Source organism: Mesorhizobium sp. M1365 (assembly GCF_040317865.1).
In the GTDB taxonomy this organism is placed as follows: domain Bacteria; phylum Pseudomonadota; class Alphaproteobacteria; order Rhizobiales; family Rhizobiaceae; genus Mesorhizobium.
This window is the reverse complement of sequence record NZ_JAMYLG010000004.1, coordinates 129997-154784: the sequence shown is the minus strand read 5'-3', so window position 1 is coordinate 154784 and position 24788 is coordinate 129997. Positions and strand designations below refer to the sequence as shown.

The window sequence follows — 24788 nt, the reverse complement described above, 5'->3', positions numbered from 1 at the left end:
CGCTCCTCACCGATGGCGCCTATGCTGCCAGCGCTTCTGCTTTTGCCTTAACGAAGGCTGAGATACGGTCAATCGAATCCAGATTGGCCGGTACGATGTCGGCATCGACCATCGCTATGCCAAAATCATCCTCTATGAATGCCACTAGCTCCAACACGGCCGTCGAGTCGATGATGCCGTTCTCGATCAGTGATGCGGTGTCTGCAAGCTCGTAGGACGTGTCGCCGAACAGGAAGTTGTCGACGATAAAGGTTTTGACCTTGTCCTTGATTGCTACCATGATTTTTCATTCCCTCGATTTTTCAGGCCGCTCGTGCTTCACCGACCTTTTCGCCGGTGAAAATCTTCTGCCACAGTTGCGCCGACAAAATGCCGACGAAAGCCGCATTGTCGCGGAATCCGGACGCTGGCTGCAAGCGGCATTTCTCGTGCAGGTTCGCCACCGCCTTGGCGTTGAATAGTCCTCCGGATGCGATACTCGCCTCGCTCAGCGAGTCGCGTACGTAGTCCAATTCTCCGGCTCCCACGAAGGAGCGGGCTTCCGGAGCCCGGTAAGGCTGTTTGGTGCGCTCGCGGATGGCCGCCGGAAGCAGGTGTCTGGCAACTTTGCGCAATATGTGTTTTTCCACCAGTCCCTTCAGCTTCATCTCCGGCGGAAGTCTTGCCGCAAACTCCACCAAGCGATGGTCAAGGAAGGGGAACCGCCCTTCGATACCGTGCGCCATGGCCATGCGATCGCCCTGGCTGGAGAGAATGTAGCCCGGCAGGAGGAAGCGGGTTTCTAGATATTGCGCCTGATGCAGCGGATGCCACCGGGAAAACGCCCCAGGCAACCGGCTGGCCAGGTCCTCGGCTGCGTCATACCCCTTCAATGTCGCGCGCAGGTCACCGGAAAAGAACATCTTCGCCGCTGATGTGGTCTTGAAACGCGGCCGATGCGAGAACAGCGGATCGTCCAGCGCAGCGCTGCCGGTTCCGAAGAACGCAGCCAGGTACTCCACGGACTGCTGTTGCAGGCCCGGCAGATAGGGATAAAGCTTGCGGAACAGTTGTGGCCTTATGCGCGATGCCGGCTGTCGCGCGCAGAAACGGCGAACCCGCGCTTCCTTGAAGACATCATAGCCGGCAAAGACCTCGTCGGCGCCTTCGCCTGTCAGCACTACTTTCAAACCGGCCTGGCGAACGAGGCCGGACAGTTGATAGAGGGGGGCTGGGGCCGTGCGGATGATCGGCCGCTCGGTAAAGCGGATGACTTCGGGAAACACACCGGCGATATCGCCGGCACGACACGCAATGGTTCGATGGCGCGTGCCAAGTGCTGACGCCATTTCGGTCTGGAAGGCGCTTTCGTCATGCTCGGCGCTGTCGAACGTCACGGAAAATGTCTGCAGCTTAAGAGGAGTCATGCCGGCCGCGAGTGCCGAAACGAGGGATGAATCGAGCCCGCCCGAAAGGTAAGAACCGACCGGCACGTCGGCGCGCATGCGAAGCCTCACCGCGTCGGTCAACAGGGCCTGCAGTTCCTCGGCCGCGTCGTCCTCATTGGTGATCTTCGATTGCCTATCCGGATACGGGTAGTCTAGGTGCCAATATGGTTTGACCGTGACTTGCCCCTGTGTCGCGATCATCACGCTTGCCGGCTCCAGCTCGTGGATGTTGCGGAAAGCCGTGCGTGGAGCGATCGGCGCCCACAGCGTAAAGATCTGGTCGAGTGCAATCGGATCGATTTCGGCCGAGACGCCGGGTACCGTCAGCAGGGCCTTTATCTCCGACGCAAAGTAGAGCACCCCGTCCTTGCTGGTGTAGAACAGCGGCCGAACACCCATGCGGTCTCTTGCAAGCACCATCCGCCGCCGCCGGTTATCCCAAATCGCGAAGGCGAAATCACCGTTCAGGAGCGACAGGCAGTCTTCGCCCATCTCTTCATACAGCTGCAGGAGAACTTCGGTATCGCTCGACGTGCGGAAGCGTCGGCCCTTGGCCAGCAGCCCTTCGCGCAATTCCACGTAGTTGAATATCTCGCCGTTGAACGCAATCGTCAAATTGCCGGTTTCGTCGGACATCGGCTGCTGGCCATCACCAATTCCAATCACCGACAGCCGCGCATGCCCAAGTCCAGCCTCGGGCGCTACGAATTTCCCTTGTTCATCCGGCCCGCGATGGGCGATCGCAGACGTCATGCGCGCAAGCAAAGCTTCCGCATCCCGGACTGAACCGAAATAGCCCCCGAATCCGCACATCCACACAGCTCATACTGAACAGCAAGCCACGAAACATAGCGGTCATAAGCGCCTCAAAGGTTAATCGGATACGTTTCAGCGAGCATGTGGTTAACAGGATGTTAGGACAAAATGATGCTTTTGCGGACCGACTTGCGCCCCACTTCAGATGTCAGCTTGAAGGCATCACGGCGAGCGGTGCAAATCACTGCTTCGAGTACGAGCGGTACCAGTCGACAAACTTCATCAGCCCGTCCTCTATCGAAACGCTAGGCCTGAAGCCGAAATCCCGCTCCAGCGCGGTCATGTCGGCGTAAGTCTTCTCGACGTCGCTCGCCTGCATCGGCTCGTTGTGGCGGATTGCCTTGACCTTGAGCAGCCTTTCCAGAATGTCGATGAAGTCGCCCAGACGCACCGGCCGGTTGTTGCCGACATTGTAGAGCCTGTTCGGCGGAACGTCAGCCGCCGGCGGCTTGTCGAGCACGGCGACAACCGCCTTCACAACATCGTCTATGTAGGTGAAATCGCGCCACATTTCGCCATTGTTGAAGACCCGGATCGGCTTGCCCTTGAGCATCGCCTGGGTGAACATCCAATAGGCCATGTCGGGACGGCCCCAGGGACCGTAGACCGTGAAAAACCGCAGGCCGGTCTGCGGTATGCCGAACAGATGGGCGTAGGTGTGGCTCATCAACTCATCGGTTTTCTTGGTGGCGGCGTAAAGCGAAACGGGCTTGTCGACCTGATCGGCTTCGCTGAACGGCACGCTGCGGTTGCCGCCATACACCGAGCTCGACGAGGCATAGACCAGATGCTCGAATGCCGGTTCGGCGCGACAGAATTCGAGCACTTCGAGGTGGCCCATGACATTGGAGCGGATATAGAGCCGCGGATTGTCGAGTGAGTGGCGCACGCCCGCCTGCGCGGCAAGGTGCACGATCCTAACGATGCCTTGCCCGGCCAAAGCGGCTGCAAGCGCGCCCTGTTCGGCAATATCGATCTGGTGGAACGAAAAATCCTTATGGGGCAGAAGGCCGGCAAGCCGCCCCTTTTTGAGCGCCAGGTCGTAATAGTCGTTCATGTTGTCGACGCCGACGACCGCTTCTCCCCGGTCGAGCAGATGGTGGCAAACGTGGCTGCCAATGAACCCCGCGGCTCCGGTGACAAGTATAGGCAACAAGCTTCTCCACGCACATAGCCGGGCCGGCATCTGGAGCGGCAGATCCGGCCCATTTTGTCGTGCTATAGTCGAAAGCCGAGGTGGAGACCACCATTAAGCTGATGCGTCAGCTTGCCTCGCGCATGGCTTCGGCCGCCTGCAGGTCAACCGACACCAGTTGGCTGACGCCTTGCTCGGCCATGGTCACCCCAAACAGCCGGTCCATGCGCGCCATGGTGATCGGGTTGTGTGTGATGATGACGAAGCGCGTTTCGGTGGTTGAGGCCATTTCGTCCATCAGATTGCAGAAACGCTCGACATTGTGGTCATCGAGCGGCGCGTCGACTTCGTCGAGCACGCAGATCGGCGCCGGGTTGGTCAGGAACACGGCGAAGATCAGCGACATCGCCGTCAACGCCTGCTCGCCGCCGGACAGCAGCGTCATCGTCTGCGGCTTCTTGCCGGGCGGACGCGCCAGGATCTCGAGCCCCGCTTCGAGCGGATCGTCGGACTCGATCAGTTGCAGCTCGGCGGTGCCGCCGCCGAACAGATGCGAAAACAGCCGTTGAAAATGGCCGTTAACCACCTCGAAGGCGGCGAGCAGCCGCTCGCGGCCTTCGCGGTTCAGGCTATGGATCGCCTGCCGCAGCTTGCGGATCGCCTCGATGATGTCGTCGCGCTCGGAGACGATGGTCTCCAGCCGGTCCGACAGTTCCTTCTGCTCCTCCTCGGCGCGCAGATTGACGGCACCGAGCCGTTCGCGTTCGACCTTCAGCCGGTCGAGCTGACGCTCGATCTCGGCCATTTCGGGCATCGGGCTGTCGGGTTCGAGGCCGGTGTGGCGGATCACCAGATGCGGCGGCGTGTTCAGCGTTTCCTGGATGCGCGCCTCGACTTCCAGCCGACGCTCGTCGGCGGCGGTCAGCCGCTCTTCGGCGCGAACGCGGGATTCGCGCGCCTCGGCCAGCGACTGGATGGCAGCAGTCGCAGCCTTGTCCAGCTCGGACTGGCGGTTCTCCGCTTCCTGCAAGCGGTCGCCCGCTGCCTTGCGCAGGCTTTCGGCCTCGGCGAGTTGCGACAGCAGGGCGCGCCGCTTGGCGTCGATCTCGTCGGGGGCGTCGGCCAGTTGCTCGCGCTCGGCCTCGGCCTCCGCCTTGCGTTCGCCGAGCGCCGCGATCTGTGTCGAGGCGTTTTCGGCGCGCTCCATCCAGTTGCGCCGTTCCGCGCCGATGGCATCGAGCCGACGCGCACGTGCCTCGGCTTCCCGCCTCAGGCCCTCGTGAACGGCACGCGCATCGGCAAGGGCGGCGCGGTCGCGGGCGACATTGGCCGCCGACTGCTCGAGCTGCAACTGCAGGTCGCCGAGATCGGGCGCGTATTGCAGCAGCATTTCCGCCTCGACGAATGCCGCCGCCGTTTCCTCATGGCTGTCGACAATGCGTGCGCGCGCCTCGTCAAGTGCGGCACGCCGGCTCGACAGCTCGCCGCCGGCTTTTTCGGCCTCGGCCAGCGTGTTGCGGGCAGCGTCGAGCCCGTGCTGGGCGTCGCGCCCGGCCTGTCGGGCGTTGCGTTCGGCCTCGCTCGCCTGGGCACGCGCCTGTTCGGCCTGGGCAAGGGCTTGTTCAGCTTCGCGCAGGGTGCGCGTGGCATGGACTGCTTCGGCATCGAGTTCGGCCAGCCGGTTTTTCTGCGCCAGCCGCTGCGCGGCGGCGGTCGGGGCATCGGCGCTGGCGGTGAAGCCGTCCCAACGCCAGAGCGCGCCTTCGCGGCTGACCAGCCGTTGACCGGGAGCAAGCAGCGTCTGCAGCCGTCTTCCGTCGGCGGCTTCGACAATGCCGATCTGGGCCAGCCTGCGGGCCAGCTGTGCCGGCGCACGCACAACGCTGGCGAGGCTCCTTATGCCTTCGGGCAATGCGGCGTCGGCAGGCTGGATTTCGCTCTGGCCCCAATGCACCGGCGCACTGCGGTCGAGCGGCACGTCGAGATCTTCGCCAAGCGCGGCACCCAGCGCCGTCTCGTAGCCACGCTCGACGCTGATCTGCTCCAGCACCGAGGGAAATAGATCGCCGCTGGCGGCGTTGAGGATCTTGGCCAGCGTGCGGGCCTCGGTTTCGATCCGCGCCAGCTCGGCCTTTGTGTCCTGAACCGGTGGGCGGGCAGCACTTTCGTCTGCACGCGCCTCGGCGACCGCCTGTTCGGCGGCAATGGCGGCTGCCTCGGCCTTTTCGAGCAGCGCCAGCGCCTGATCGACCAGTAGCCGCTTCTCGGCGGGATCGGGCAGGCCGGCGACCCTGGAGACGATCTCCGACAGTTCGCGGTCGACATCGGCAAGCTGGCGGGCAAAGCGGTCGCGGCGCTCAGCGGTGTCGCGCAGCGTCCGTTCGATCTGGTTGCGCGAGGCGGCAGCCTCCGCCCGTTCGGCGGTCAGCGCGGCGAGCCTGGCCTCGCTCGAGGCAAGCGTCGATGCCGTCTGCTCGAAAGCCGCGCGGGTGCTGGCCTCGCGCTCGGCGGCGCCGGCGTTTTCGGCATTGAGCGCGGCTTCTTCGGCGGCGAGGCGTTCGAGGATATCCGCATTATCGCGGACCATGCGCTCCTCGCGGGCAAGGTCGCCATCGAGCTGTTGCAGTCGGCGGTCGAGCTCTGCCTGGCGGGCGCGGATGCGGCCCGCCTCTTCCTCGATCTGCGCCTTGGCGATCGACAGACGCTGGAAGGCGGCGGCGGCAGCGGCTTCCGCATCGCGCAAGTCCGGCAGCCGGTGGGCGTTGATACCTTGTTCCCTGGCGGCAGCCATCTGGGCGGCGGCACGGTCGCCGACCAGCGCGGTGGCAATCGCCAGCGCCGAACGCGCTTCGCCTTCCTGCGTCTTGGCCAGCGTCCAGCGCAGATGCAGCAGCGTCGCTTCGGCCTTGCGGATGTCGGCCGACAGGTTCTTGAAGCGCGAGGCCTGGCGGGCCTGGCGTTTCAGGCTTTCGATCTGGCTTTCCAGCTCGCCGACGACGTCGTCCAGCCTTTCGAGGTTCTGTTCCGCCGCCTTCAGCCGCAGCTCGGCTTCGTGGCGGCGCGTATGCAGGCCGGAAATTCCGGCCGCCTCTTCCAGCAGCGCGCGGCGCGCCTGCGGCTTTGCCTGGATCAGCTCGCCGATGCGGCCCTGGCCGACCATCGAGGGCGAGCGGGCGCCGGTCGACTGGTCGGCGAACAGCAGCTGAACGTCCTTGGCGCGAGCCTCCTTGCCGTTGATGCGGTAGAGCGAGCCGGCCTCGCGCTCGATGCGGCGCGAGACCTGCAACTCATCGGCGTCGTTGAAGGCGGACGGCGCGGTGCGGTCGCTATTGTCGAGGAACAGCGTGACTTCGGCGGTGTTGCGGGCCGGACGCGTTCCCGAGCCGGAAAAGATGACGTCGTCCATGCCGGACGCACGCATGTTCTTGTAGGAGCTTTCGCCCATAACCCAGCGCAGCGCCTCGACCAGGTTCGACTTGCCGCAGCCGTTCGGCCCGACTATGCCGGTCAGGCCGCGTTCGATGACGAATTCGCCGGGTTCGACGAAGGATTTGAAGCCGAGCAGGCGAAGGCGCGAGAACTTCATTCGCGCCGGCCCATAGCCAAGTTTCGCAACGCTGTTCCGCGGTTTTGCAAGGAGACCCCGCGGCAAGACAAAGAAGTGCGCACGCCGAAGCGACGCCGCTTCGGCGCTGCCGAAACGTCAGAGCAGAGGGTCGATGATGGCCGACATTTCCGCAATCGACATCGCCCCTTTGTAGGTCTTTCCGTTGATGAAAAAGGTCGGTGTGGAATCGACCTTGAATTCGTCGGCGCCACGCTTCTGGACGGATCTCACATCGTCCAGAAGTTTCTGGTCCGTCAAGCAGGCCTCGAAGGACTCCTGTGTAAAACCGGCAAGCTTGGCGATTTGCAGCAGTGCGTCCTTGGTATTGTTCACACCAACCCAGTTCGCCTGCTGCCTGAACAGCACGTCGACCATCGGGAAATAGTTGTCCTTGGAGCAGCGCGCCAGCATGAAACCGGCCTCGGCGCTGGGATCGAACGGAAACTCGCGCAGTATGTAACGGGCCTTGCCGGTATCGATATATTTCGTCTTCAGCTCCGGAAAAGTGGTCTCGGCGAAATGCGCGCAATGCGGGCAGGTCATCGATGCATATTCGACGATAGTGACCTTTGCATCGTCCTTGCCGAGCTGCATGTCGGGCAATGCGCCGGGCTTCAGCAGTGCCGCCATATCGACCGTGCCCTGAGCCTCCGGCGCCGCCGCGGCGGCCGGAGCGGCCGGCTTCGCAGGTTCCGGAGCCGCAGGCTTCACATCCTGCGCCTCGGCTTTCTCGCCCGAGTCGCTGCAGGCGGCAAGCAGCGCCACCGCTGGTATTGCGGCCAGCGAAGTCAAAAGGTTTCTGCGGGACAAGGAACGGATCATACGAATCACCTGGCAATAGTTGGATTTTGCAATGCAAAGTCTACAAAAAGCGAGAGTTGGCGCGAATTAAGGCATTACCGCCCCTATTCCAATCGCCAAATCCGGGCATACCATCACGATAGCGCGAGATCACGGTTTCTTTTGACCGAGAATGGTGGCGCCAAGCCGCTCTAGCGAGGCGCGCAGCCCGCCGTCCTCGATCAAACCAACGGTGCCCGACAGCTTCGCTTTCTCGGCCGCAGTCAATGGCCGCAAACTGGGTTTCGGCTTGTCCTTGCCCGCCATTACCGGCTTCTGCACGATCCTGATCCGACCGATCGCATTGAAACCGAGGAAGGCATTGACCCGGTTGATGATCTCGGCGGTCTCGTGCTGCAGATGCAGTGCCGCTACACCCTCGCAGGCAATCACCAGCACCGCCGGTTCGAAAGGATCGTCCTCATGCATGCGGCGCGGCCACTGGATCTTTTCCGGGCGCGAGCGGCCGGCAAGCCGCGGCCCGGCAATTTCTTCCCATGACTGGACCAGTCCGATCGACATACCGGCCCGCTTGCGCAGCACCGGGTCGAGGATCTCGGTTGCGAGATCGCTCACCGGAACGGGATTGCCGAAGGGCCTTTTCCCTGCCATGTGCGTTCTCCAGCTTCAGCACCAATGGATTAGGGCCGACCCTCGATCAATGGCACTGCACGACCAGACCCGCAAGGCCGTATCCGGAGACAATGTCGAGATCGCCTCCCGGCTGCTTGGCTGGTACGACGCGCATCACCGCGACCTGCCCTGGCGCGTTTCGCCGCGCGCGCTGGCGGGCGGGGCGCGGCCCGATCCCTACCTGGTCTGGCTTTCCGAGGTGATGCTGCAGCAAACCACGGTCGAGGCGGTAAAATCCTATTTCCGGGCGTTCGCAGAGAAATGGCCAACGATCCAGGCGCTGGCGGCGGCACCGACCGAAGACGTCATGAAGGCCTGGGCCGGGCTCGGCTATTACTCCCGCGCCCGTAACCTCAAAGCCTGTGCCGATCTCGTCGCGCGGCAAGGCGGCCGCTTTCCGGACAGCGAGTCCGGCTTGAAGGAACTGCCCGGCATCGGCGCCTATACGGCGGCGGCGATCGCAGCGATCGCCTTCGACCGACCAGCCGCGGTCGTCGACGGCAATGTCGAACGGGTCGTCTCACGGCTGTTTTCGATCGCCACGCCGCTGGGCGAAGCCAAGGGCGAGATACGCGGCCAGGTCGAACGCATGGTTCCCCCGACAAGGCCCGGCGACTTCGCGCAGGCGATGATGGACCTGGGCGCGACGATCTGCACGCCGCGCCAGCCCCGCTGCATGCTGTGCCCCGTTCGCGAGGGCTGCAGCGCCACGATCTCGGGCGACCCCGAACGCTTTCCGGTCCGCCTGCCCAAGGCCGAAAGACCCTTACGCCGCGGTGCCGCCTTCGTTGCCGTCAGGCGCGACGGCGCCATCCTTCTGCGCAAGCGCGCGGACAAAGGCCTGCTCGGCGGCATGACTGAGGTGCCGACGACCGGCTGGACGGCGCGCATAGACGGCGCCACCACGGAAGCGGCAGCCCCCTTCCCCGGCAACTGGCGGCAGGCCGGACGCATCGGCCATGTCTTCACCCATTTTGCGCTTGAACTCGACGTGTTCAAGGCGGACACCGACAGTGCCGCCCCGGTCGGGCATTTCTGGTCGCTGGCCCATGAAATTTCCGGGGAAGCGCTGCCGAGCGTCATGAAAAAGGTAATCGAAGCGGCGATACCGGGCGCGACGAAAAAGCAGCGGCCGCGTTGAAAGAGAGAAGAATGACTGAAATCCGCCACATCGTTTTCGATATCGGCAAAGTGCTGATCCACTATGATCCGGACCTGCCCTTCAGTCGCTTGATCCCCGATCCCGACGAACGGAAATGGTTCTTCGACAATGTCTGCACGCATGATTGGAACATCGAGCAGGATCGCGGCCGCAGTTGGGAAGAGGCCGAAGCGCTGGCGATCGCGCAATATCCCGAGCACGCCGAAAATATCCGCAATTTCCGCCGGCACTGGCACGAGATGGTGCCTCACGCCTATGAGGACAGCGTCGCCATCATGATCGGCCTAATCGACAGCGGCCATGACGTGACGATGCTCACCAATTTCGCTGCAGATACGCTCGCCGAGGCCCGCGAGCGCTTCGATTTCCTCAATCGGCCGCGCGGCGTCACCGTTTCCGGCGACATCCGCCAGATCAAGCCGGATCGCGCCATCTATGACCACCACGTCGCCGCGTTCAGCCTCGAGCCGTCAGCGACGCTGTTCATCGACGACAGCCAGAAGAACGTCGACGGCGCCAAGGCGGCGGGCTGGCAGTCGGTGCTGTTCACCGATGCAAAGACGCTCAGGGCGGACCTTGAGAGTCTTGGGATCAAAGTGTGATTTGAATCGGTTCCAGGAGTTGGTTGAGCCTTCGCATTAACCGATCTGCCGCAACTCGGAAGCCGTCAGGCGCCCGCCCGCTCCATGCCTAGCCGAGCAATGCGGCGAAGCTCGTCGATCGGGGTCAGGCCGCCGCTGCGCTCATAATGCCAGAAGGTCCATCCGTTGCAGGCGTCCAGCCCCTGCACCTCGGCGCCGATCTTGTGGATCGACCCGGCACTGTCGCCGATGGCCAGCGTGCCGTCGGCGCGCACTTTTGCCGCCCAGCGCTTCTTGGCGTCGTAGAGCGTGGCGCCTGGCGCCACCAGGCCATTGTCGAGAAGGGTGACGAAGGCGACGCGCGGCTCGGCGCGCTTGCCGGTCAGTACCGTCAAATTGGCGCCTTCCAGCGGCCGGACCGCATCGATACGTTCCATGGCGGCATCGATATAGGTTTGTTCGCGCTCGATGCCGACGAAGTGGCGGCCAAGCCGCTTGGCCACAGCCCCGGTGGTGCCTGAACCGAAGAACGGGTCGAGCACGATGTCGCCCGGCCTGGTCGATGCCGTCATGACGCGGGCAAGCAACGCTTCCGGCTTCTGCGTCGGATGCAATTTGTCACCATTGTCGTTCTTCAGGCGCTCGCCGCCGGTGCAGATCGGAAACAGCCAGTCCGAGCGCATCTGGACGTCGTCGTTCGACGCCTTCAGCGCCTCGTAGTTGAATGTGTAACCCTTGCCCTTCTGGTCGCGCGATGCCCAGATCATCGTCTCATGCGCGTTCTGGAAACGGCGGCCACGGAAATTCGGCATTGGATTGGTCTTGCGCCAGACGACGTCGTTGAGGATCCAGAAGCCCAGGTCCTGCATCTTGGCGCCGACCCTGAAAATATTGTGGTAGGAGCCGATAACCCAGATCGTGCCGTTGGGCTTCAACACACGGCGCGCCGCCAGCAGCCAGGCGCGGGTGAAGGCGTCGTAGGCCTCAAAACTGTCGAACTGGTCCCAATGGTCGTCGACGGCATCGACCTTGGATTGATCGGGCCGGTGCAGATCGCCATCGAGCTGCAAATTATAGGGCGGATCGGCGAAGATCACGTCGATCGACTTTTCCGGCAGCCGTTCGAGCGCGGCGACGCAGTCGCCCTTCAGGATCGTATCCAGCCACTCGGATTGCTGGGGAACATCGGAAAGCTCGTCGAGAAGACGCACGGCAGACATTGTGACACCCAAGGCACGCGTTACTGTTTACTGTCCGTTATGGTTACCGATCAGCGTAAATATTCAGTGAAGCAGCCCGCCGAATTTGCGAAGCCCGGCCTGTTGGTGTATGCCGCGCCGCCTGAGCCGTTTGGACCAAAAAGCCCTCGGCATTCCCTTCATCCCGCTTTCCGGATCACCATGCCCCAGCCAGACCTTGTCATCTTCGATTGCGACGGCGTGCTCGTCGATTCCGAAATCATCGCCGCGCGGATCGATGCCGAGCTGTTGACCTCGGCCGGCTACGAGATATCGGCCGAGGAGATTTCCGAGGTCTATGCCGGGTTGACTTTCAAGGACATCATGATGCGGGTCGAGGAAAAGTCCCGGATCCCGTTCCAGGCCTCGCTGATCGACAAGGAGGAACAGCTGGTCGATCGTAGGCTGCGCAGCGACGTGCGTGCCATCGACGGGGCGCACGAGGCTGTCGCCGCGGTAGCAGTGCCGCGCTGCGTCTGTTCGAATTCGCGCTCGGAGCGGATCGAATTCATGCTGGAGAAGGTGCAGCTTTTGCCGTTCTTTGCCGGCCGTATCTTTTCCTCGCTGGAAACTCCGACCGGGAAAACCAAGCCGGCGCCGGACGTGTTTCGGTTCGCCGCGGAAAAGCTCAAGGCCGATCCTGCGAACACCTTTGTCATCGAGGATTCGGTGCATGGCGTCACCGGCGCCAAGACGGCGGGAATGCGCGTCATCGGCTTCACCGGCGCGGCGCACAGCTATCCCGGCCACGCCGATGCGCTGACCGAGGCCGGCGCGGAAACGGTCATCCGCCGCTGGGCGGAGCTGAAAAGCGTGATCGCCGCGCTGTCGGAATGGTCGGCGGACGCCTGAGAGGCCGCCTCCAACCGCCGTGGCACGAATGCAGCGGCTTAGTTGGTCGCGGCGGCTTTCTTCTTCCTCGGCTTGTCTGTCCCTACTTTCGGAGCGCCCTCGTCATACCCGGCATATGCCTGGTAGTCCTTCGCCGTCGGCTCCGGAACGACGACGTTGGAATCGGTGAAGACGAACTGCGTGGCACTCGAAGGATCGGTAACCTGGACCTGATAGGAGTGAAGCTGCGAATAGAGAACTTCGGTGCCGTGCATCACCGCGATGCGGATCGGCATGGTGATGGTCCCGGGGGTGAACATCGGGCCAGGCACGACCTTGCCGGCGACGGCTATCTTCATCGACAAGGAGCCGTTGGCGCGGCTGCAGTCGCGGGTCACATCGGTGATCGAAGCCTGATAGATGATCTTGGCGGAATCGTCCGGCTGATCGACGCCTGCCGCGTCCGCTGCCGGCTGGGCGGCTTCCTCGGCGGCAACATCGGGTTTTTTCTTCGGCTTCGGACCGCTCTTGGCGTAGGTATTGAAGAAGGCGGTGCCGTCACGCAACGTCACTTTCGGGCAATAGGCCTGCAACTGGCTGGAAAGCACCTTTGGATCGGGTGGCGGTGGCGGCATCGCATCCTTTTTGCCGAAGCCGAGAATTCCATTGTCGCTCGATTGGCAACCTGCGGCGGCAAGCATAAAGCCGGTGAGCGCCACACCCGCGACAAAACGACCGTTGAATGAATGAAACGCCATGAACTGCACTTCCCTCTCGCAAAGCCGGTGACGTATATCAACCGCGCGGCAAAAATGCGACTGATCCAGCGCAGAAATCCACCACCTCGCGGCGGGCGAAAATTCCCGGCAGCAATGGAAACGTGACGATGCAATATGTGAGTACCCGCGGGGAAGCGCCCGCGCTTGGATTTTCCGACGCGGTGCTGGCCGGACTGGCGCGCGACGGCGGGCTCTACCTGCCGAGCGCCTGGCCGCATTTTTCCGCAGCCGAGATCCGCGCCATGCGCGGCCTTGCCTATCCCGATCTTGCCATCCGCGTGCTGTCGCCGTTCCTCGGCGGCGAGATCGCGGCGCCGGTGTTCGAACGGCTGGTGCGCGAAGCCTATGCAACCTTCCGCCATGAGGCCGTCTGCCCGCTGGTGCAGACCGGGCCGAACAGCTTCGTGCTCGAGCTCTTCCACGGCCCGACGCTCGCTTTCAAGGACGTGGCGATGCAGCTTCTTGCACGGCTGATGGACCATGTGCTGGCCGAGCGTGACCAGCGCGCCACCATTGTCGGCGCCACCTCCGGCGACACCGGAGGGGCCGCCATCGATGCCTTTGCCGGGCGCAACCGCACCGACATCTTCGTGCTTTTCCCGCACGGCCGCGTCTCGCCGGTACAGCAGCGGCAGATGACGACCTCGACCGCCGCAAACGTCCATGCGTTGGCGATCGAAGGCAATTTCGACGACTGCCAGAGCCTGGTAAAGGACATGTTCAACGACCACGGTTTTCGTGACCGGGTATCGCTGTCCGGCGTCAACTCGATCAACTGGGCCCGCATCATGGCCCAGATCGTCTATTATTTCTCCTCCGCGCTGTCGCTCGGCGCGCCCGACAGGCCGGTTTCCTTCACCGTGCCGACCGGCAATTTCGGCGACATCTTCGCCGGCTATGCCGCCAAGAAGATGGGGCTGCCGATCGAACGGCTGATCATCGCCACCAACGACAACGATATTCTGGCGCGCACGCTGGCGACTGGCGAATACCGCATGAAGGGGGTCTTTTCGACCACGTCCCCCTCGATGGACATCCAGGTGTCTTCGAACTTCGAACGCTTGCTGTTCGAAGCGTCCGGCCGCGATGCCTCGGCCGTGCGGCGCTACATGAACGGGCTCAAGCAGTCCGGCGCCTTCACCATCGAGGCCGGCGAAATCGCCAAGATCCGCTCCGAATTCGACGCCGGCCGCGCCACCATGGACGAGGTCGCCGCCACCATCCGCACCACACTTGCGGCGAGCGGCTATCTGCTCGACCCGCATACCGCCGCGGCCGTGCATGTGGCCGCCGGCAAGGCTGCGGGTGAGGTGCCGATGGTGGTGCTGGGCACTGCGCACCCGGCAAAGTTTCCCGCCGCCGTCGAAGCCGCCAGCGGCGTGTCGCCTGCCCTGCCTGCATGGCTAGGCGGGTTGATGAGCGCCGAGGAAAAATACACGGTACTTCCATCCGACCTGAAAATGGTGGAAGATTATCTCGGCCGCCACACGCGGGCGGCGCGTTAGGGAGTAATTGCCATATGGGTGTTGAGGTAAGCCGTCTGTCGAACGGCCTGACAGTCGCCACCGAAACCCTTCCAAGCCTCGAATCTGTTGCCCTTGGCGCCTGGGTCAAGTCGGGCGCACGCAACGAGCGTGACGAAGAGCACGGAATGGCGCACTTGCTCGAGCACATGGCTTTCAAGGGCACCAGTCGGCGAAGCGCCTTCGAGATCGCCTCGGAGATCGAGGACGTCGGCGGCGAGATCAATGCAGCCACCAGCGTCGAGACGACCTCCTATTATGCAAGGGTTCTGAGCGACGACGTGCCGCTGGCCGTCGATATCCTTTCCGACATCCTGCAGGAATCCGAATTCGATCCGCAGGAGTTGGAACGAGAGCAGCATGTGATTCTGCAGGAGATCGGCGCCGCGCACGATACGCCCGACGACGTCGTTTTCGATCACTTTACCGAGACCGCCTTCCGCCACCAGACTATCGGCCGCTCGATTCTTGGCACGCCGGAAACCGTCAAATCCTTCACTTCGAAGCAGTTGCACGACTTCATCGAACGACAGTACGGCGCCGAGAACATGGTGATGGTGGCGGCCGGCGATATCAAGCACGACGATTTCGTGCGGGAGGTCGAAAAGCGTCTCGGCAGCTTCCGCGGCAAGGCCGACGGCACCATCCCGCAATATGCGCAGTATGTCGGCGGCGATTTTCGCGAGGACCGCGACCTGATGGACGCGCAGATCGTGCTGGGTTTCGAGGGCCGCGCCTATCACGTCCGCGATTTCTACGCCTCCCAGGTCCTGTCGATGATCCTGGGCGGCGGCATGTCGTCGCGGCTTTTCCAGGAAGTCCGCGAGAAACGCGGCCTGTGCTATTCGGTCTACGCCTTCCATTGGGGTTTTTCCGACACGGGCGTCTTCGGGGTCCATGCGGCGACCGGACAAAGCGATATTGCCGAGCTGGTGCCTGTGATCATCGACGAGCTGCAAAAGGCCGGTGAAAACATCCTGCAGGAGGAGCTCGACCGGGCGCGTGCGCAGTACCGCGCCGGGCTGATCATGTCGGCCGAGAGCCCGGCCAGCCGCGCCTCGCAGATCGCCAGGCAGTTGCTTCTGTTCGGCAGGCCGATCGCCAAGGAAGAGTTGATGGAGCGGCTGTCGGCGCTGACGGTCGAGCGGCTGACGGACCTGTCGTCGCGGCTTTTTTCGACCAAGCCGACGCTTACAGCCGTCGGGCCGGTGGGTACGCTCGCGCCCTATGAAGCGATCCTCGATTCGCTTTCGGGCACGCAGACCACTGCCCGCAAGCTCGCCGTCTAAGCCTACCCGAGCCTCGTGTTCGCGCTCCCTTTCTTTCGCCGCGACCTGCCGGCACTGAAGGGCGACCTCGTCACGCTGCGCGTGCCGCTGACCAACGACTATCGCGAGTGGTCGGTGCTGCGCGGCGAAAGCCGCGCCTTCCTTGAGCCGTGGGAGCCGCGATGGACCCCTGACGAACTCGACCGCACGGCGTGGCGGCATCGTATCGGGCGCTACCGCGAGGACTACGCGCAGGGGACGGCGATCGCCTTCTTCATCTTCGAGAAAAGCAGCGGCAAGCTGGCCGGCGGTATCACCCTCGGCAATATCCGCCACGGGGTCGCCCAAAGCGGCCATATCGGCTACTGGATCGGCGAGCGCTTCAGCGGACGCGGCCTGATGACCGATGCCGTCAAAGTGGTGACGCGTTTCGCCTTCGAAACGCTGCGATTGCACCGGATCGAAGCTGCCTGTATCCCCGATAACGCCCGGTCGATCCGCGTGCTTGAAAAAGCCGGATTCCGGCGCGAAGGACTGCTACGATCCTATCTCAGGATCAACGGCATCTGGCAGGACCATTACCTATACGCCCGAATCGCGGACGATCCGCCGGGCGTTGGAACAAAGGGCTGATTTTGACGAATTTTCTGCGCAAGGGGTCGCTGCTTGCCTTTATGCTGGCGGCAATCGTCACGCTCTGCGCGGCGTCCTCGGCCTTTGCCGTAGAACCGATCAAGATCGCCCGCGACGACGTTGCGCTCGATCTTTCGGGGGCCGTCTTGATCTACCGGAACCAGGGCGAGAATTTTCAGGTGTCGACCGCGCCAGGCCCCGACGGCATCGTGCGGCGCATCGAGGTCGAGGCAAATGATGCGCGCTCGAGCGGTGACTGGGCGGTGTTCGCGCTGGCCAATACCACCGACCAGCAGCTCGACAGGCTGATTGTCGCACCGCATTTCCGGCTGGTAAATTCCGGCCTGTTCTGGCCGGATCTCGGCTCGACCCGTATCGCCGCGATCACGCCCAGCGAAGGCTTTGCGCTCGACCGCCAGACCAGCCCCGACGCCGACGTGTTCCGGGTGACGTTGAACCCCGGAACGGTGATTACCTTCATCGCCGAGCTCGCCTCGCCCAAGCTGCCGCAGGTCTATCTGTGGGATCCTGAATCCTACAAGGACTCGGTCAATTCCTACACGCTGTTTCGTGGCATCGTCATCGGCATTGCCGGCCTGCTGGCGCTGTTCCTGACCATCCTTTTCGTCGTCAAGGGGACCTCGATGTTCCCGGCAACGGCGGCCCTAGCGTGGGCGGTGCTTGCCTATATCTGCGTCGATTTCGGCTTTCTCAACAAGATCATAGAGATCTCACCGGGCAATGAGCAGATGTGGCGCGCCGGAACGGAGGTGGCGCTCGCGGCGACCTTCGTGGTGTTCCTGTTTGCCTATCTCAACCTCAACCGGTGGCACGGCCATTTCAGCTACGGCGCGCTGGTCTGGATTCTCGGGCTGGTGCTGATCGCCGGTGTCGCCATCATCGATCCGGCGGTTGCCGCCGGCATTGCCAGGCTGTCCTTCGCCGCCACGGCGCTGACCGGGCTCGGCCTGATCATCTTCCTCGGTATCCGCGGTTACGACCGCGCCATCATGCTGGTGCCCAGTTGGGTGATGGTTCTGCTGTGGCTATGCGGATCCTGGATGGCAATCACCGGCATGCTGGACAACGATATCGCTCAGCCGGCGCTGGGCGGTGGGCTGATCCTCATCATCCTGCTGATCGGCTTCACCGTGATGCAGCACGCTTTTGCCGGCGGCGCGCTGCATCAGGGCCTGTTCTCCGACCTTGAGCGGCAGGCGCTGGCCGTTGCCGGATCGGGCGATACTGTGTGGGACTGGGACGTGCTGCGCGACCGCGTCGTCACTCGTCCCGACGTCAGCATTCAGCTCGGTCTTGCCCCCAACAGCCTCGGCGGCCCTGCCCGCAACTGGCTGCCGGTGCTGCATGGCGACGACCGCGACACGTTTCGCACGACACTCGACGTGGTGCTCGAGCACCGGCGCGGCCGGGTGTCGCAAAACTTCCGCCTGCGCGGCGCCGACGGGCACTATCACTGGTTTTCGTTGCGCGCCCGGCCGGTGATCGGCTCGGACGGCGAGGTCATCCGCTGCGTCGGCACCATGGTCGACGTGACGGAGCAGAAGAAGTCCGAGGAACGGCTGCTGCATGACGCCGTGCACGACAATCTGACCGGCCTGCCCAACCGCGAGCTGTTCATGAACCGGCTGGAGGCGATCATTTCGATCGCCCGCACCGAAGAGAAGGTGCGCCCGACCGTCTTCGTCATCGACATCGACCGGTTCAAGCAGGTCAATGACGGGCTCGGCATCTCGGCCGGCGATACCATCCTTTTGACCATCGCGCGACGGCTGCACCGACTGCTCAAGCCGAAGGATTCGCTGTCGCGCTTTGCCGGCGACCAGTTCGCGCTGATGCTTTTGTCGGAGCAGGATCCGGCTCGCATCGCGGGCATTGCCGATGCCATCAAGCACGCCATCAACAACCCGATCACCTTCGCCAAGCGCGAGATCGTGCTGACCGCCTCGATCGGGCTGATCACCTGGACCGCCACGCAGACCTCAGCCGAGGACATGGTCAAGGATGCCGAGCTTGCCATGCATCAGGCCAAGCGCTTCGGCGGCGACCGGATCGAGCCATTCCGTCCCGCCTTCCGCACCGTCGGCACCGACCGGCTGCAGTTCGAGTCCGATCTGCGCCGCGCCATCGAACGACGCGAATTCACGCTTGCCTACCAGCCGATCGTGCGGCTGGAGGACGGCAGCGTCGCAGGCTTCGAAGCGCTGCTGCGCTGGGACCATCCGCGTCGCGGCATGATCCCGCCGGCGGATTTCATTCCGGTCGCCGAAAACTGCGGCCTGATCGTGCAGCTTGGGCTGTTCGCCATGCAACAGGCTGCCGAAGACCTGGCGGGATGGCAAAAGCAGATCGGCGATGCGCCGCTGTCGGTCTCGGTCAATCTGTCCAGCCGTCAGCTCATCCGCCGCGACCTGGTCAGCGACGTCCGCTCGGTGATCGCGCGAGCCAACCTGAAACCGCGCTGCTTCCGGCTCGAACTCACCGAATCGCTGGTGATGGACAATCCCGAGCAGACCGCCCATGTGCTGACCAAGCTGAAGCAGCTTGGCATCGGCCTGTCGCTGGATGATTTCGGCACCGGCTATTCATCGCTGGCCTATCTGACGCGCTTTCCGTTCGACACCATCAAAATCGACAAGAGCTTCGTCGACGACGCGACGCCGAAACGTGCGGTGCTGCTCAAATCCATGGTCAATATGGCGCATGAACTCGGCCTGTCGGTTGTCGCCGAAGGCATTTCGGACGAGAGCGATGCGCTGGAATTGCGGCAGATGGGCTGCGAGTACGTGCAGAGCTTCATGTTCGGCGCGCCGATGCCGGGCGACCAGGTGCTGAAGACGCTGAAGGAACAGTATCCGTTGACCCAAGCGTGACAAGTTTCAGGACGTAATGAGGTTCAGGCGTGACCGGCAGCCAGGCTGAGATGCGCGAGATCAATGCCGATTGAGGCGAGGATCCGGTCATATTTGCGATCGATGTCGGCGTCGAACAGAAGCTCGGCACTTGCCGGGCAAGTCAGCCAGCCATTCTCGACGATCTCGTTTTCAAGCTGGCCCGCACCCCAGCCGGCATAGCCGAGCGCCATCAGAGCCCGCCGGGGTCCGCGGCCGGAGGAGATGGCGCGCAATATGTCGACGGTCGCGGTCAGACAGACATCGTCGGACACGGCGAGCGAGGATTCCACCCGGTAGTCGCCCGAATGCAGAACGAACCCGCGGCTACGATCCACCGGTCCGCCATTGCGCACGACGAAGTCGCGCGCCGGTGGCGGCAGGCGAATTGCCTCCAGCTCGTTCATGATGCCGAGTTGCACGAGCAGGTCCGGAAACAGCATCTGCTGCGTCTGGTTGATGATCAGCCCCATCGCGCCTTCGTCGCTGTGCGCGCAAATGTAGATGACAGAGCGCGTGAAGCGGTCATCCTTCATGCCGGGCATGGCAATCAGGAACTGATCGTCGAGAAAGCCGGGTCCTGCGGCCGTCCTTTTATGGCGCAACAAATCCATGGCCACAGCGTAACGCGTTTCCGGGGCGTCGAAAAGATGGGCGGCGCCCGATTTGATCAGGCTCGTAAATCGAAGGTCACGCAAATATGATGCCGGCGGCGTCATGAAATCATTGTGCGGCCATCAACAGACGATCAAATCATTGCCATGCAAAGCTTGAAAATCCTGCTGCTTGGCGTAGCCATTGGATCGGCGACCGGCCTCCCCGCCTCAGCCTCCTCATCGGCCTGGTACAACAGCGAAGGCGGCAGGGTGCGGCTGGTGACGAGCGGCAAGGCCGATGAGGCCGGGCGTCTCCAGGGCGTCCTCGACATTGCGCTGAAGCCCGGCTGGAAGACCTATTGGCGCGATCCGGGCGATGCGGGCGTGCCGCCACAGATCGACGTCTCGGCCAGCACCAACATTGCCGACGCGACGCTTTCGTTTCCGCCGCCGCAGCGCCACGACGACGGCTACGGCAAATGGGCCGGCTACGACCACCCCGTTTCGTTGCCGGTGACGTTCACCCTTGCCGCGCCCGGCCAGCCGGCCGTCATCGATGCGGACATTTTCCTCGGCATCTGCGAAACCATCTGCATCCCGGTGCAGACAAGGCTGACCGTCGATCCCGGCGCCGATCCGGACAACGCCGAGGACGCGGCACTGGTCAAGGCAGGCCTTGCCACCCTGCCCGCCACGGCAACGCCCGATTTCGGCATAAACGTACTGCCGGGCGACCACGAAACGCTGATTGTCGAAGCGAGCTTTCCGGGCAGCCCCGAGGGCGCCGACTTCTTCGTTGCCGGCGAACGCGACTACATGTTCGGTGCCCCGGCACGCAGCGAAAAGGATGGCAAGCTGATCTTTACTGTGCCGATCCTCGACAGGCCGTCGACAACGCCAACCGATGGCGGCCTGCACTACACACTGACAAGTGCCGCAGGCGCGGTCGAAGGCCTGTTGCCATTCCCGTGATGCCAACGTCTGGACGGTTGCCGGGCGCGCCTTAATTCGCTATCGCAAGGACACTCCCTTCCATTTCCAAGCGAGGACCATCATGACGATCTCCGTTGGCGACAAACTGCCCGATGCGACCTTCAAGACAATGACCGCCGACGGTGCAAAGCCGATAACGACGGGCGAGCTATTCTCAGGAAAGAAGGTCGTGCTGTTTGGCGTTCCAGGCGCCTTCACGCCGACCTGCAGCAACAATCATCTGCCCGGCTACCTGGACAATTACGACGCCATCCTGGCGCGCGGCGTCGACACTATCGCCGTTGTCTCGGTCAACGATGTTCACGTTATGGGGGCCTGGGCCCGCTTCAGCGGCGGTGAAGGCAAAATCCTTTATCTTGCCGATGGCAATGGCGATTTCGCCAAATCCGTCGGCCTCGACGCCGACCTCTCCAGCGGCGGCATGGGGCTACGCTCGAAGCGTTTTTCGATGATCGTCGATGACGGCAAGGTCACCGCACTCAATGTCGAGACAAAGCCCGGCGTCGACGAATCCGGTGCGGCTCACATTCTCGGACAGCTTTCCGTCCTGGCGACAGCCTAGGCCAGGCACGGCAAAGGGTGCCTTCGAGCGCTCAACGTCCAAAGGACGCTGACTTTTGCATCGGCGCATGATCCTTCCGAAAGCCGACCCGGTTTTTCGGGACCATGCGTCGGCCCTTCGGGACTGCTTGCTTCTGGGGACCTCGATTATGTCTGACATCGTCTGGCGCAGCGTCGCGATCGGCATCGGCGCAACCGCGCTTATGGATGTCTGGGCGATTTTCCTGAACAAGGCGTTTGCTCAGCCGCGGCCGAACTGGGGGCTGGTCGGCCGCTGGGTCTGGCATCTCAGGGAAGGCAAGGTCTTCCATGACGACATTGGCGAGGCCTCGCCCTACCCGCATGAATCAGTACTTGGCTGGGCCTTTCATTATGCTGTCGGCATCGTCTACGGCGTCATACTGGTCGTGCTGGCCGGAACGGCCTGGCTCACCGCGCCGACCTTCCTGCCGGCTTTTATGCTCGGCATCGTCACCGTCGGCGCCGGGTGGTTTCTGCTGGCGCCCGGCATGGGCGCCGGCTGGGCCGCTTCGAAGCGGCCCAATCCGATGCAGGTCCGCGTCCTCAATCTTGTGTCGCATACGGTGTTTGCCATCGGACTGTTCGGCACCGCCCTTCTGATCCGCTGACACGCCAGTTCAACCGGATCAATAACTCTGGGTCGAGCGCCGAACCTTCTTGGCCGCCGATTGCCTGGACTGGGTGCCTTCCTCCGGCGGCACGGACGCGAGCACGGGTTTCGCCGACTTCGTCTTGAATGGCGCCATGCCGAGCCGCGCCAATTCGTCGGCGCGCTCGTTCTCGGGATGGCCGGCATGGCCCTTGACCCAATGCCAGGTGACCTGGTGGCGGTTGCGCGCAGCGTCGAGCTGCTGCCACAGCTCGGCATTCTTCACCGGCTGCCTGGCGGCGGTCTTCCAGCCGTTGCGCTTCCAGCCGTCGATCCAGCCGAAAATACCGTCCTTGACGTAGTTGCTGTCGGTATAAAGATCGACGACGCAAGGCTCCTTGAGCGCATTGAGCGCCGAGATGGCCGCCAACAACTCCATGCGGTTGTTAGTGGTCAGAGCCTCGCCACCATGGAGCTCCTTGATTGCGCCGTTGAAGCGCAGGATTGCGCCCCAGCCGCCAGGCCCGGGATTGCCCGAACAGGCACCATCGGTGAAGATTTCAACGCGCTTGGTCATGTCAGTCCATATTCGGAAGGAGAGTTGATCGCCCGGTGGAAGCGCATCCGGCGGATATACTCGGTCGGGTCGCGTTTCATCACCAGGCCGCCGTCCGGGACCGTCAGCCAGTCGTAGAGCCGGGTCAGCATGAAGCGCAGCGCCGAACCGCGCGCCAGCATCGGCAGCGCAGCTTTCTCGTCACTGCTCAACGGCCGCACGCTTTGGTAGCCGGCAAGCAGCGCCGTGCCCTTGGTCAGATTGAAGGAAAAATCCTTCTCGAAGCACCAGGCGTTCAGGCACGTGGCAACGTCATAGGCATAGAGGTCGTTGCAGGCGAAATAGAAGTCGATCAGCCCGGACAGTTTCTCGCCGAGGAAAAACACATTGTCCGGGAAAAGATCAGCATGGATGATGCCTTGCGGCAGACCGTTCGGCCAGTTCCGCTCGAAATCGGCGAAATCGGCATCGACCTCGGCCGCCAGTCCCGGCTCGACCTCGTCGGCGCGGGCGCGGGCGGCATTCCACAGCTTGCGCCAGCCATCGATGGCAAGGGCGTTGGGGCGGGTCATCGGAAAATCCGCGCCGGCGAGATGCAGTGCCGCCAGCGCCTTGCCGACCTCGCCGCAATGTGCAGCCGTCGGCCGCCGCAGCGACAGGCCTTCGAGAAAGGTGATGATGACCGCCGGCCGGCCGGCAAGTGTTCCGATCACACCGCCATCATGTGCGGTGACCGGGAGCGGGCACGAAATGCCCTTTCTGGCGAGGTGGGCCATGAGGCCGAGAAAGAACGGCAGGTCAGCCTTGTCGACGCGCTTCTCGTAAAGCGTCAGGATGTAGGAGCCGCTGCTGGTGTGCAGCAGAAAATTCGAGTTTTCGGTGCCTTCGGCGATGCCCTTGTAGGACAAGAGGTCGCCGACCGGATAGTTCCTGAGGAATGCGCCGAGCTCGCCCTCGTTGACGTCGGTGTAAACCGCCATCGTTGCTACGCGGCCCCGTTGACGAAGGCCATGTCGGCAGCCGTCAGTTCGACATCGCGCAACACCCGCATCACCGGAAAGTCCTCCGTCTCCGTCGCCGTCACGGCCAGCTCGATGGTCACGTCGAAGCGCTGCCTGAACGCATCGACGATCTCGTCGACGATGATCTCCGGCGCCGAGGCGCCCGCCGACAGGCCGAGCGTCGAAATGCCGGCAATCTCATTCCACGGAATTTCGGAGGCGCGCTGCACGAGAAGCGACATCGAGGCGCCGGCGCGCTCGGCCACTTCGACCAGGCGCCGCGAGTTGGACGAGTTAGGTGCGCCGACAACCAGGAAGAGATCGGCGCCGGCCGCTGTTTCCTTGACCGCTTCCTGGCGATTGGTGGTGGCATAACAGATCGATTCCGCCGCCGGCGCGTGCAGCTCGGGAAAACGCTGCTGCAGGGCGCGGATGATACCGGCGGTATCCTCGACCGACAGCGTCGTCTGGGTGACGAAGCCGAGCGCTTGTGGGTCTGCGGGCACGAAGCTTGCGGCGTCGGCCTCGGTCTCGATCAGAGTTACCGCGCCGTCCGGCAACTGGCCCATTGTGCCGATCACCTCCGGATGCCCGGCATGGCCGATCAAGAGCACGTGGCGGCCAAGCCGCTGATGGCGCATCGCCTGCTTGTGGACTTTCGAGACCAGCGGGCAAGTCGCGTCGAGATAGAACAGGTTGCGGGACTGGGCGTCGGCCGGCACCGATTTCGGCACGCCATGCGCCGAAAAGACGACCGGGCTCTGGCGATGCTCGGGCGGGATCTCGGAGAGCTCCTCGATGAACACCGCGCCAAGGCTTTGCAGCCCTTCGACGACGTAGCGGTTGTGCACGATCTCGTGGCGGACATAGACCGGCGCGCCGTATTTCTTCAGCGCCAGCACGACGATCTGGATGGCACGGTCAACGCCCGCACAGAAACCGCGGGGCTGGCAGAGCCGGATGGTCAGCGGCGGCTTTGTGTGAAGCATGATTGCATCTTACGCTGATTGTGGGCCGGTTGATCGGACTATGACTTCTGAGCTCAAGGCGCGAAATGAGGTGCGCGGCCCTGCCCTGTCAAGGGTAGTG

The 24788-nt window shown here is 63.1% G+C and carries 22 protein-coding genes; 10 read left to right on the top strand and 12 right to left on the bottom strand.

The features are described from left to right. Positions 1-19: 19 nt before the first annotated feature. The 6 genes from NKH04_RS06870 to NKH04_RS06845 all read right to left on the bottom strand — a co-directional run bounded on the left by NKH04_RS06870 (position 20) and on the right by NKH04_RS06845 (position 8437). Positions 20-283 (bottom strand): acyl carrier protein, encoded by a 264-nt coding sequence (locus NKH04_RS06870; RefSeq protein ID WP_352470706.1) that lies wholly within the window; start codon positions 281-283, stop codon positions 20-22. Positions 284-302: 19 nt separating this feature from the next. Next, positions 303-2240, bottom strand: coding sequence for an asparagine synthase (glutamine-hydrolyzing) (asnB, locus tag NKH04_RS06865; protein WP_353044118.1), 1938 nt, complete (start codon positions 2238-2240; stop codon positions 303-305). 184 nt (positions 2241-2424) lie between these two features. Further along, entirely contained in the window at positions 2425-3396 is a 972-nt protein-coding gene (locus NKH04_RS06860; protein WP_353044117.1) for an NAD-dependent epimerase/dehydratase family protein, read from the bottom strand. A 109-nt stretch (positions 3397-3505) separates the two neighbouring features. Continuing rightward, positions 3506-6964 carry a chromosome segregation protein SMC gene (gene smc / locus NKH04_RS06855; protein WP_353044116.1) on the bottom strand — a complete coding sequence of 1153 codons (3459 nt, stop codon included), beginning with the start codon at positions 6962-6964 and terminating at the stop codon, positions 3506-3508. Between the two features lie 117 nt (positions 6965-7081). Beyond that, entirely contained in the window at positions 7082-7807 is a 726-nt protein-coding gene (locus NKH04_RS06850; protein ID WP_023674158.1) for a DsbA family protein, read from the bottom strand. Positions 7808-7936: 129 nt separating this feature from the next. Further along, positions 7937-8437, bottom strand: a complete 501-nt coding sequence (locus NKH04_RS06845; RefSeq protein WP_353044115.1) for a DUF721 domain-containing protein — start codon at positions 8435-8437, stop codon at positions 7937-7939. Positions 8438-8486: 49 nt separating this feature from the next. Between NKH04_RS06845 and mutY the strand changes: the two genes are divergently transcribed. Next, entirely contained in the window at positions 8487-9599 is a 1113-nt protein-coding gene (gene mutY, locus NKH04_RS06840; protein WP_353044114.1) for an A/G-specific adenine glycosylase, read from the top strand. 11 nt (positions 9600-9610) lie between these two features. Further along, positions 9611-10222 carry an HAD family hydrolase gene (locus NKH04_RS06835; protein ID WP_352470642.1) on the top strand — a complete coding sequence of 204 codons (612 nt, stop codon included), beginning with the start codon at positions 9611-9613 and terminating at the stop codon, positions 10220-10222. 65 nt (positions 10223-10287) lie between these two features. Here NKH04_RS06835 and NKH04_RS06830 read toward each other — a convergent pair whose 3' ends face one another. Continuing rightward, positions 10288-11421 carry a site-specific DNA-methyltransferase gene (locus NKH04_RS06830; protein WP_352470643.1) on the bottom strand — a complete coding sequence of 378 codons (1134 nt, stop codon included), beginning with the start codon at positions 11419-11421 and terminating at the stop codon, positions 10288-10290. Positions 11422-11601: 180 nt separating this feature from the next. Here NKH04_RS06830 and NKH04_RS06825 point away from each other — a divergent pair, with 180 nt between their 5' ends. Beyond that, on the top strand, positions 11602-12291 hold the full coding sequence (locus tag NKH04_RS06825; RefSeq protein WP_254818468.1) for an HAD family hydrolase: 690 nt from the start codon (positions 11602-11604) through the stop codon (positions 12289-12291). A gap of 38 nt (positions 12292-12329) precedes the next feature. On the opposite strand, the gene NKH04_RS06820 is transcribed toward NKH04_RS06825, so the two are convergent. Further along, a complete protein-coding gene (locus NKH04_RS06820; RefSeq protein WP_353044113.1) occupies positions 12330-13028 on the bottom strand; it encodes a hypothetical protein in 699 nt (232 codons plus the stop codon). A gap of 128 nt (positions 13029-13156) precedes the next feature. Here NKH04_RS06820 and thrC point away from each other — a divergent pair, with 128 nt between their 5' ends. The 4 genes from thrC to NKH04_RS06800 are packed head-to-tail and all read left to right on the top strand — an operon-like array spanning position 13157 to position 19364. Next, a complete protein-coding gene (thrC, locus tag NKH04_RS06815; protein ID WP_352540097.1) occupies positions 13157-14554 on the top strand; it encodes a threonine synthase in 1398 nt (465 codons plus the stop codon). A gap of 14 nt (positions 14555-14568) precedes the next feature. After that, complete coding sequence (locus NKH04_RS06810; protein WP_352470646.1) at positions 14569-15861, top strand: M16 family metallopeptidase; 1293 nt, start codon at positions 14569-14571, stop codon at positions 15859-15861. 15 nt (positions 15862-15876) lie between these two features. Continuing rightward, positions 15877-16473 (top strand): GNAT family N-acetyltransferase, encoded by a 597-nt coding sequence (locus NKH04_RS06805; RefSeq protein ID WP_023716936.1) that lies wholly within the window; start codon positions 15877-15879, stop codon positions 16471-16473. A 2-nt stretch (positions 16474-16475) separates the two neighbouring features. Continuing rightward, positions 16476-19364: an EAL domain-containing protein gene (locus NKH04_RS06800; protein ID WP_353044112.1), complete on the top strand. Its 2889-nt coding sequence runs from the start codon at positions 16476-16478 to the stop codon at positions 19362-19364. 23 nt (positions 19365-19387) lie between these two features. On the opposite strand, the gene NKH04_RS06795 is transcribed toward NKH04_RS06800, so the two are convergent. Continuing rightward, entirely contained in the window at positions 19388-19996 is a 609-nt protein-coding gene (locus NKH04_RS06795; RefSeq protein WP_031211061.1) for a YqgE/AlgH family protein, read from the bottom strand. 147 nt (positions 19997-20143) lie between these two features. Between NKH04_RS06795 and NKH04_RS06790 the strand changes: the two genes are divergently transcribed. The 3 genes from NKH04_RS06790 to NKH04_RS06780 all read left to right on the top strand — a co-directional run bounded on the left by NKH04_RS06790 (position 20144) and on the right by NKH04_RS06780 (position 22161). After that, on the top strand, positions 20144-20950 hold the full coding sequence (locus NKH04_RS06790) for a protein-disulfide reductase DsbD domain-containing protein (RefSeq protein ID WP_352456894.1): 807 nt from the start codon (positions 20144-20146) through the stop codon (positions 20948-20950). An 82-nt stretch (positions 20951-21032) separates the two neighbouring features. Further along, entirely contained in the window at positions 21033-21533 is a 501-nt protein-coding gene (locus NKH04_RS06785; RefSeq protein ID WP_352470649.1) for a peroxiredoxin, read from the top strand. A gap of 148 nt (positions 21534-21681) precedes the next feature. Further along, complete coding sequence (locus NKH04_RS06780; RefSeq protein ID WP_353044111.1) at positions 21682-22161, top strand: DUF2938 domain-containing protein; 480 nt, start codon at positions 21682-21684, stop codon at positions 22159-22161. Positions 22162-22179: 18 nt separating this feature from the next. Here NKH04_RS06780 and rnhA read toward each other — a convergent pair whose 3' ends face one another. From rnhA to ispH, 3 genes are read right to left on the bottom strand one after another with little or no spacing between them, the layout of a single operon-like run. Beyond that, positions 22180-22719 carry a ribonuclease HI gene (gene rnhA, locus NKH04_RS06775; RefSeq protein ID WP_352501954.1) on the bottom strand — a complete coding sequence of 180 codons (540 nt, stop codon included), beginning with the start codon at positions 22717-22719 and terminating at the stop codon, positions 22180-22182. Continuing rightward, positions 22716-23678, bottom strand: a complete 963-nt coding sequence (locus NKH04_RS06770) for a homoserine kinase (protein WP_352456890.1) — start codon at positions 23676-23678, stop codon at positions 22716-22718. Before NKH04_RS06770 ends, rnhA begins: the two co-directional genes overlap by 4 nt. A 5-nt stretch (positions 23679-23683) precedes the next feature. After that, positions 23684-24688 carry a 4-hydroxy-3-methylbut-2-enyl diphosphate reductase gene (gene ispH, locus NKH04_RS06765; RefSeq protein ID WP_254818458.1) on the bottom strand — a complete coding sequence of 335 codons (1005 nt, stop codon included), beginning with the start codon at positions 24686-24688 and terminating at the stop codon, positions 23684-23686. Between the last annotated feature and the right edge of the window lie 100 nt (positions 24689-24788).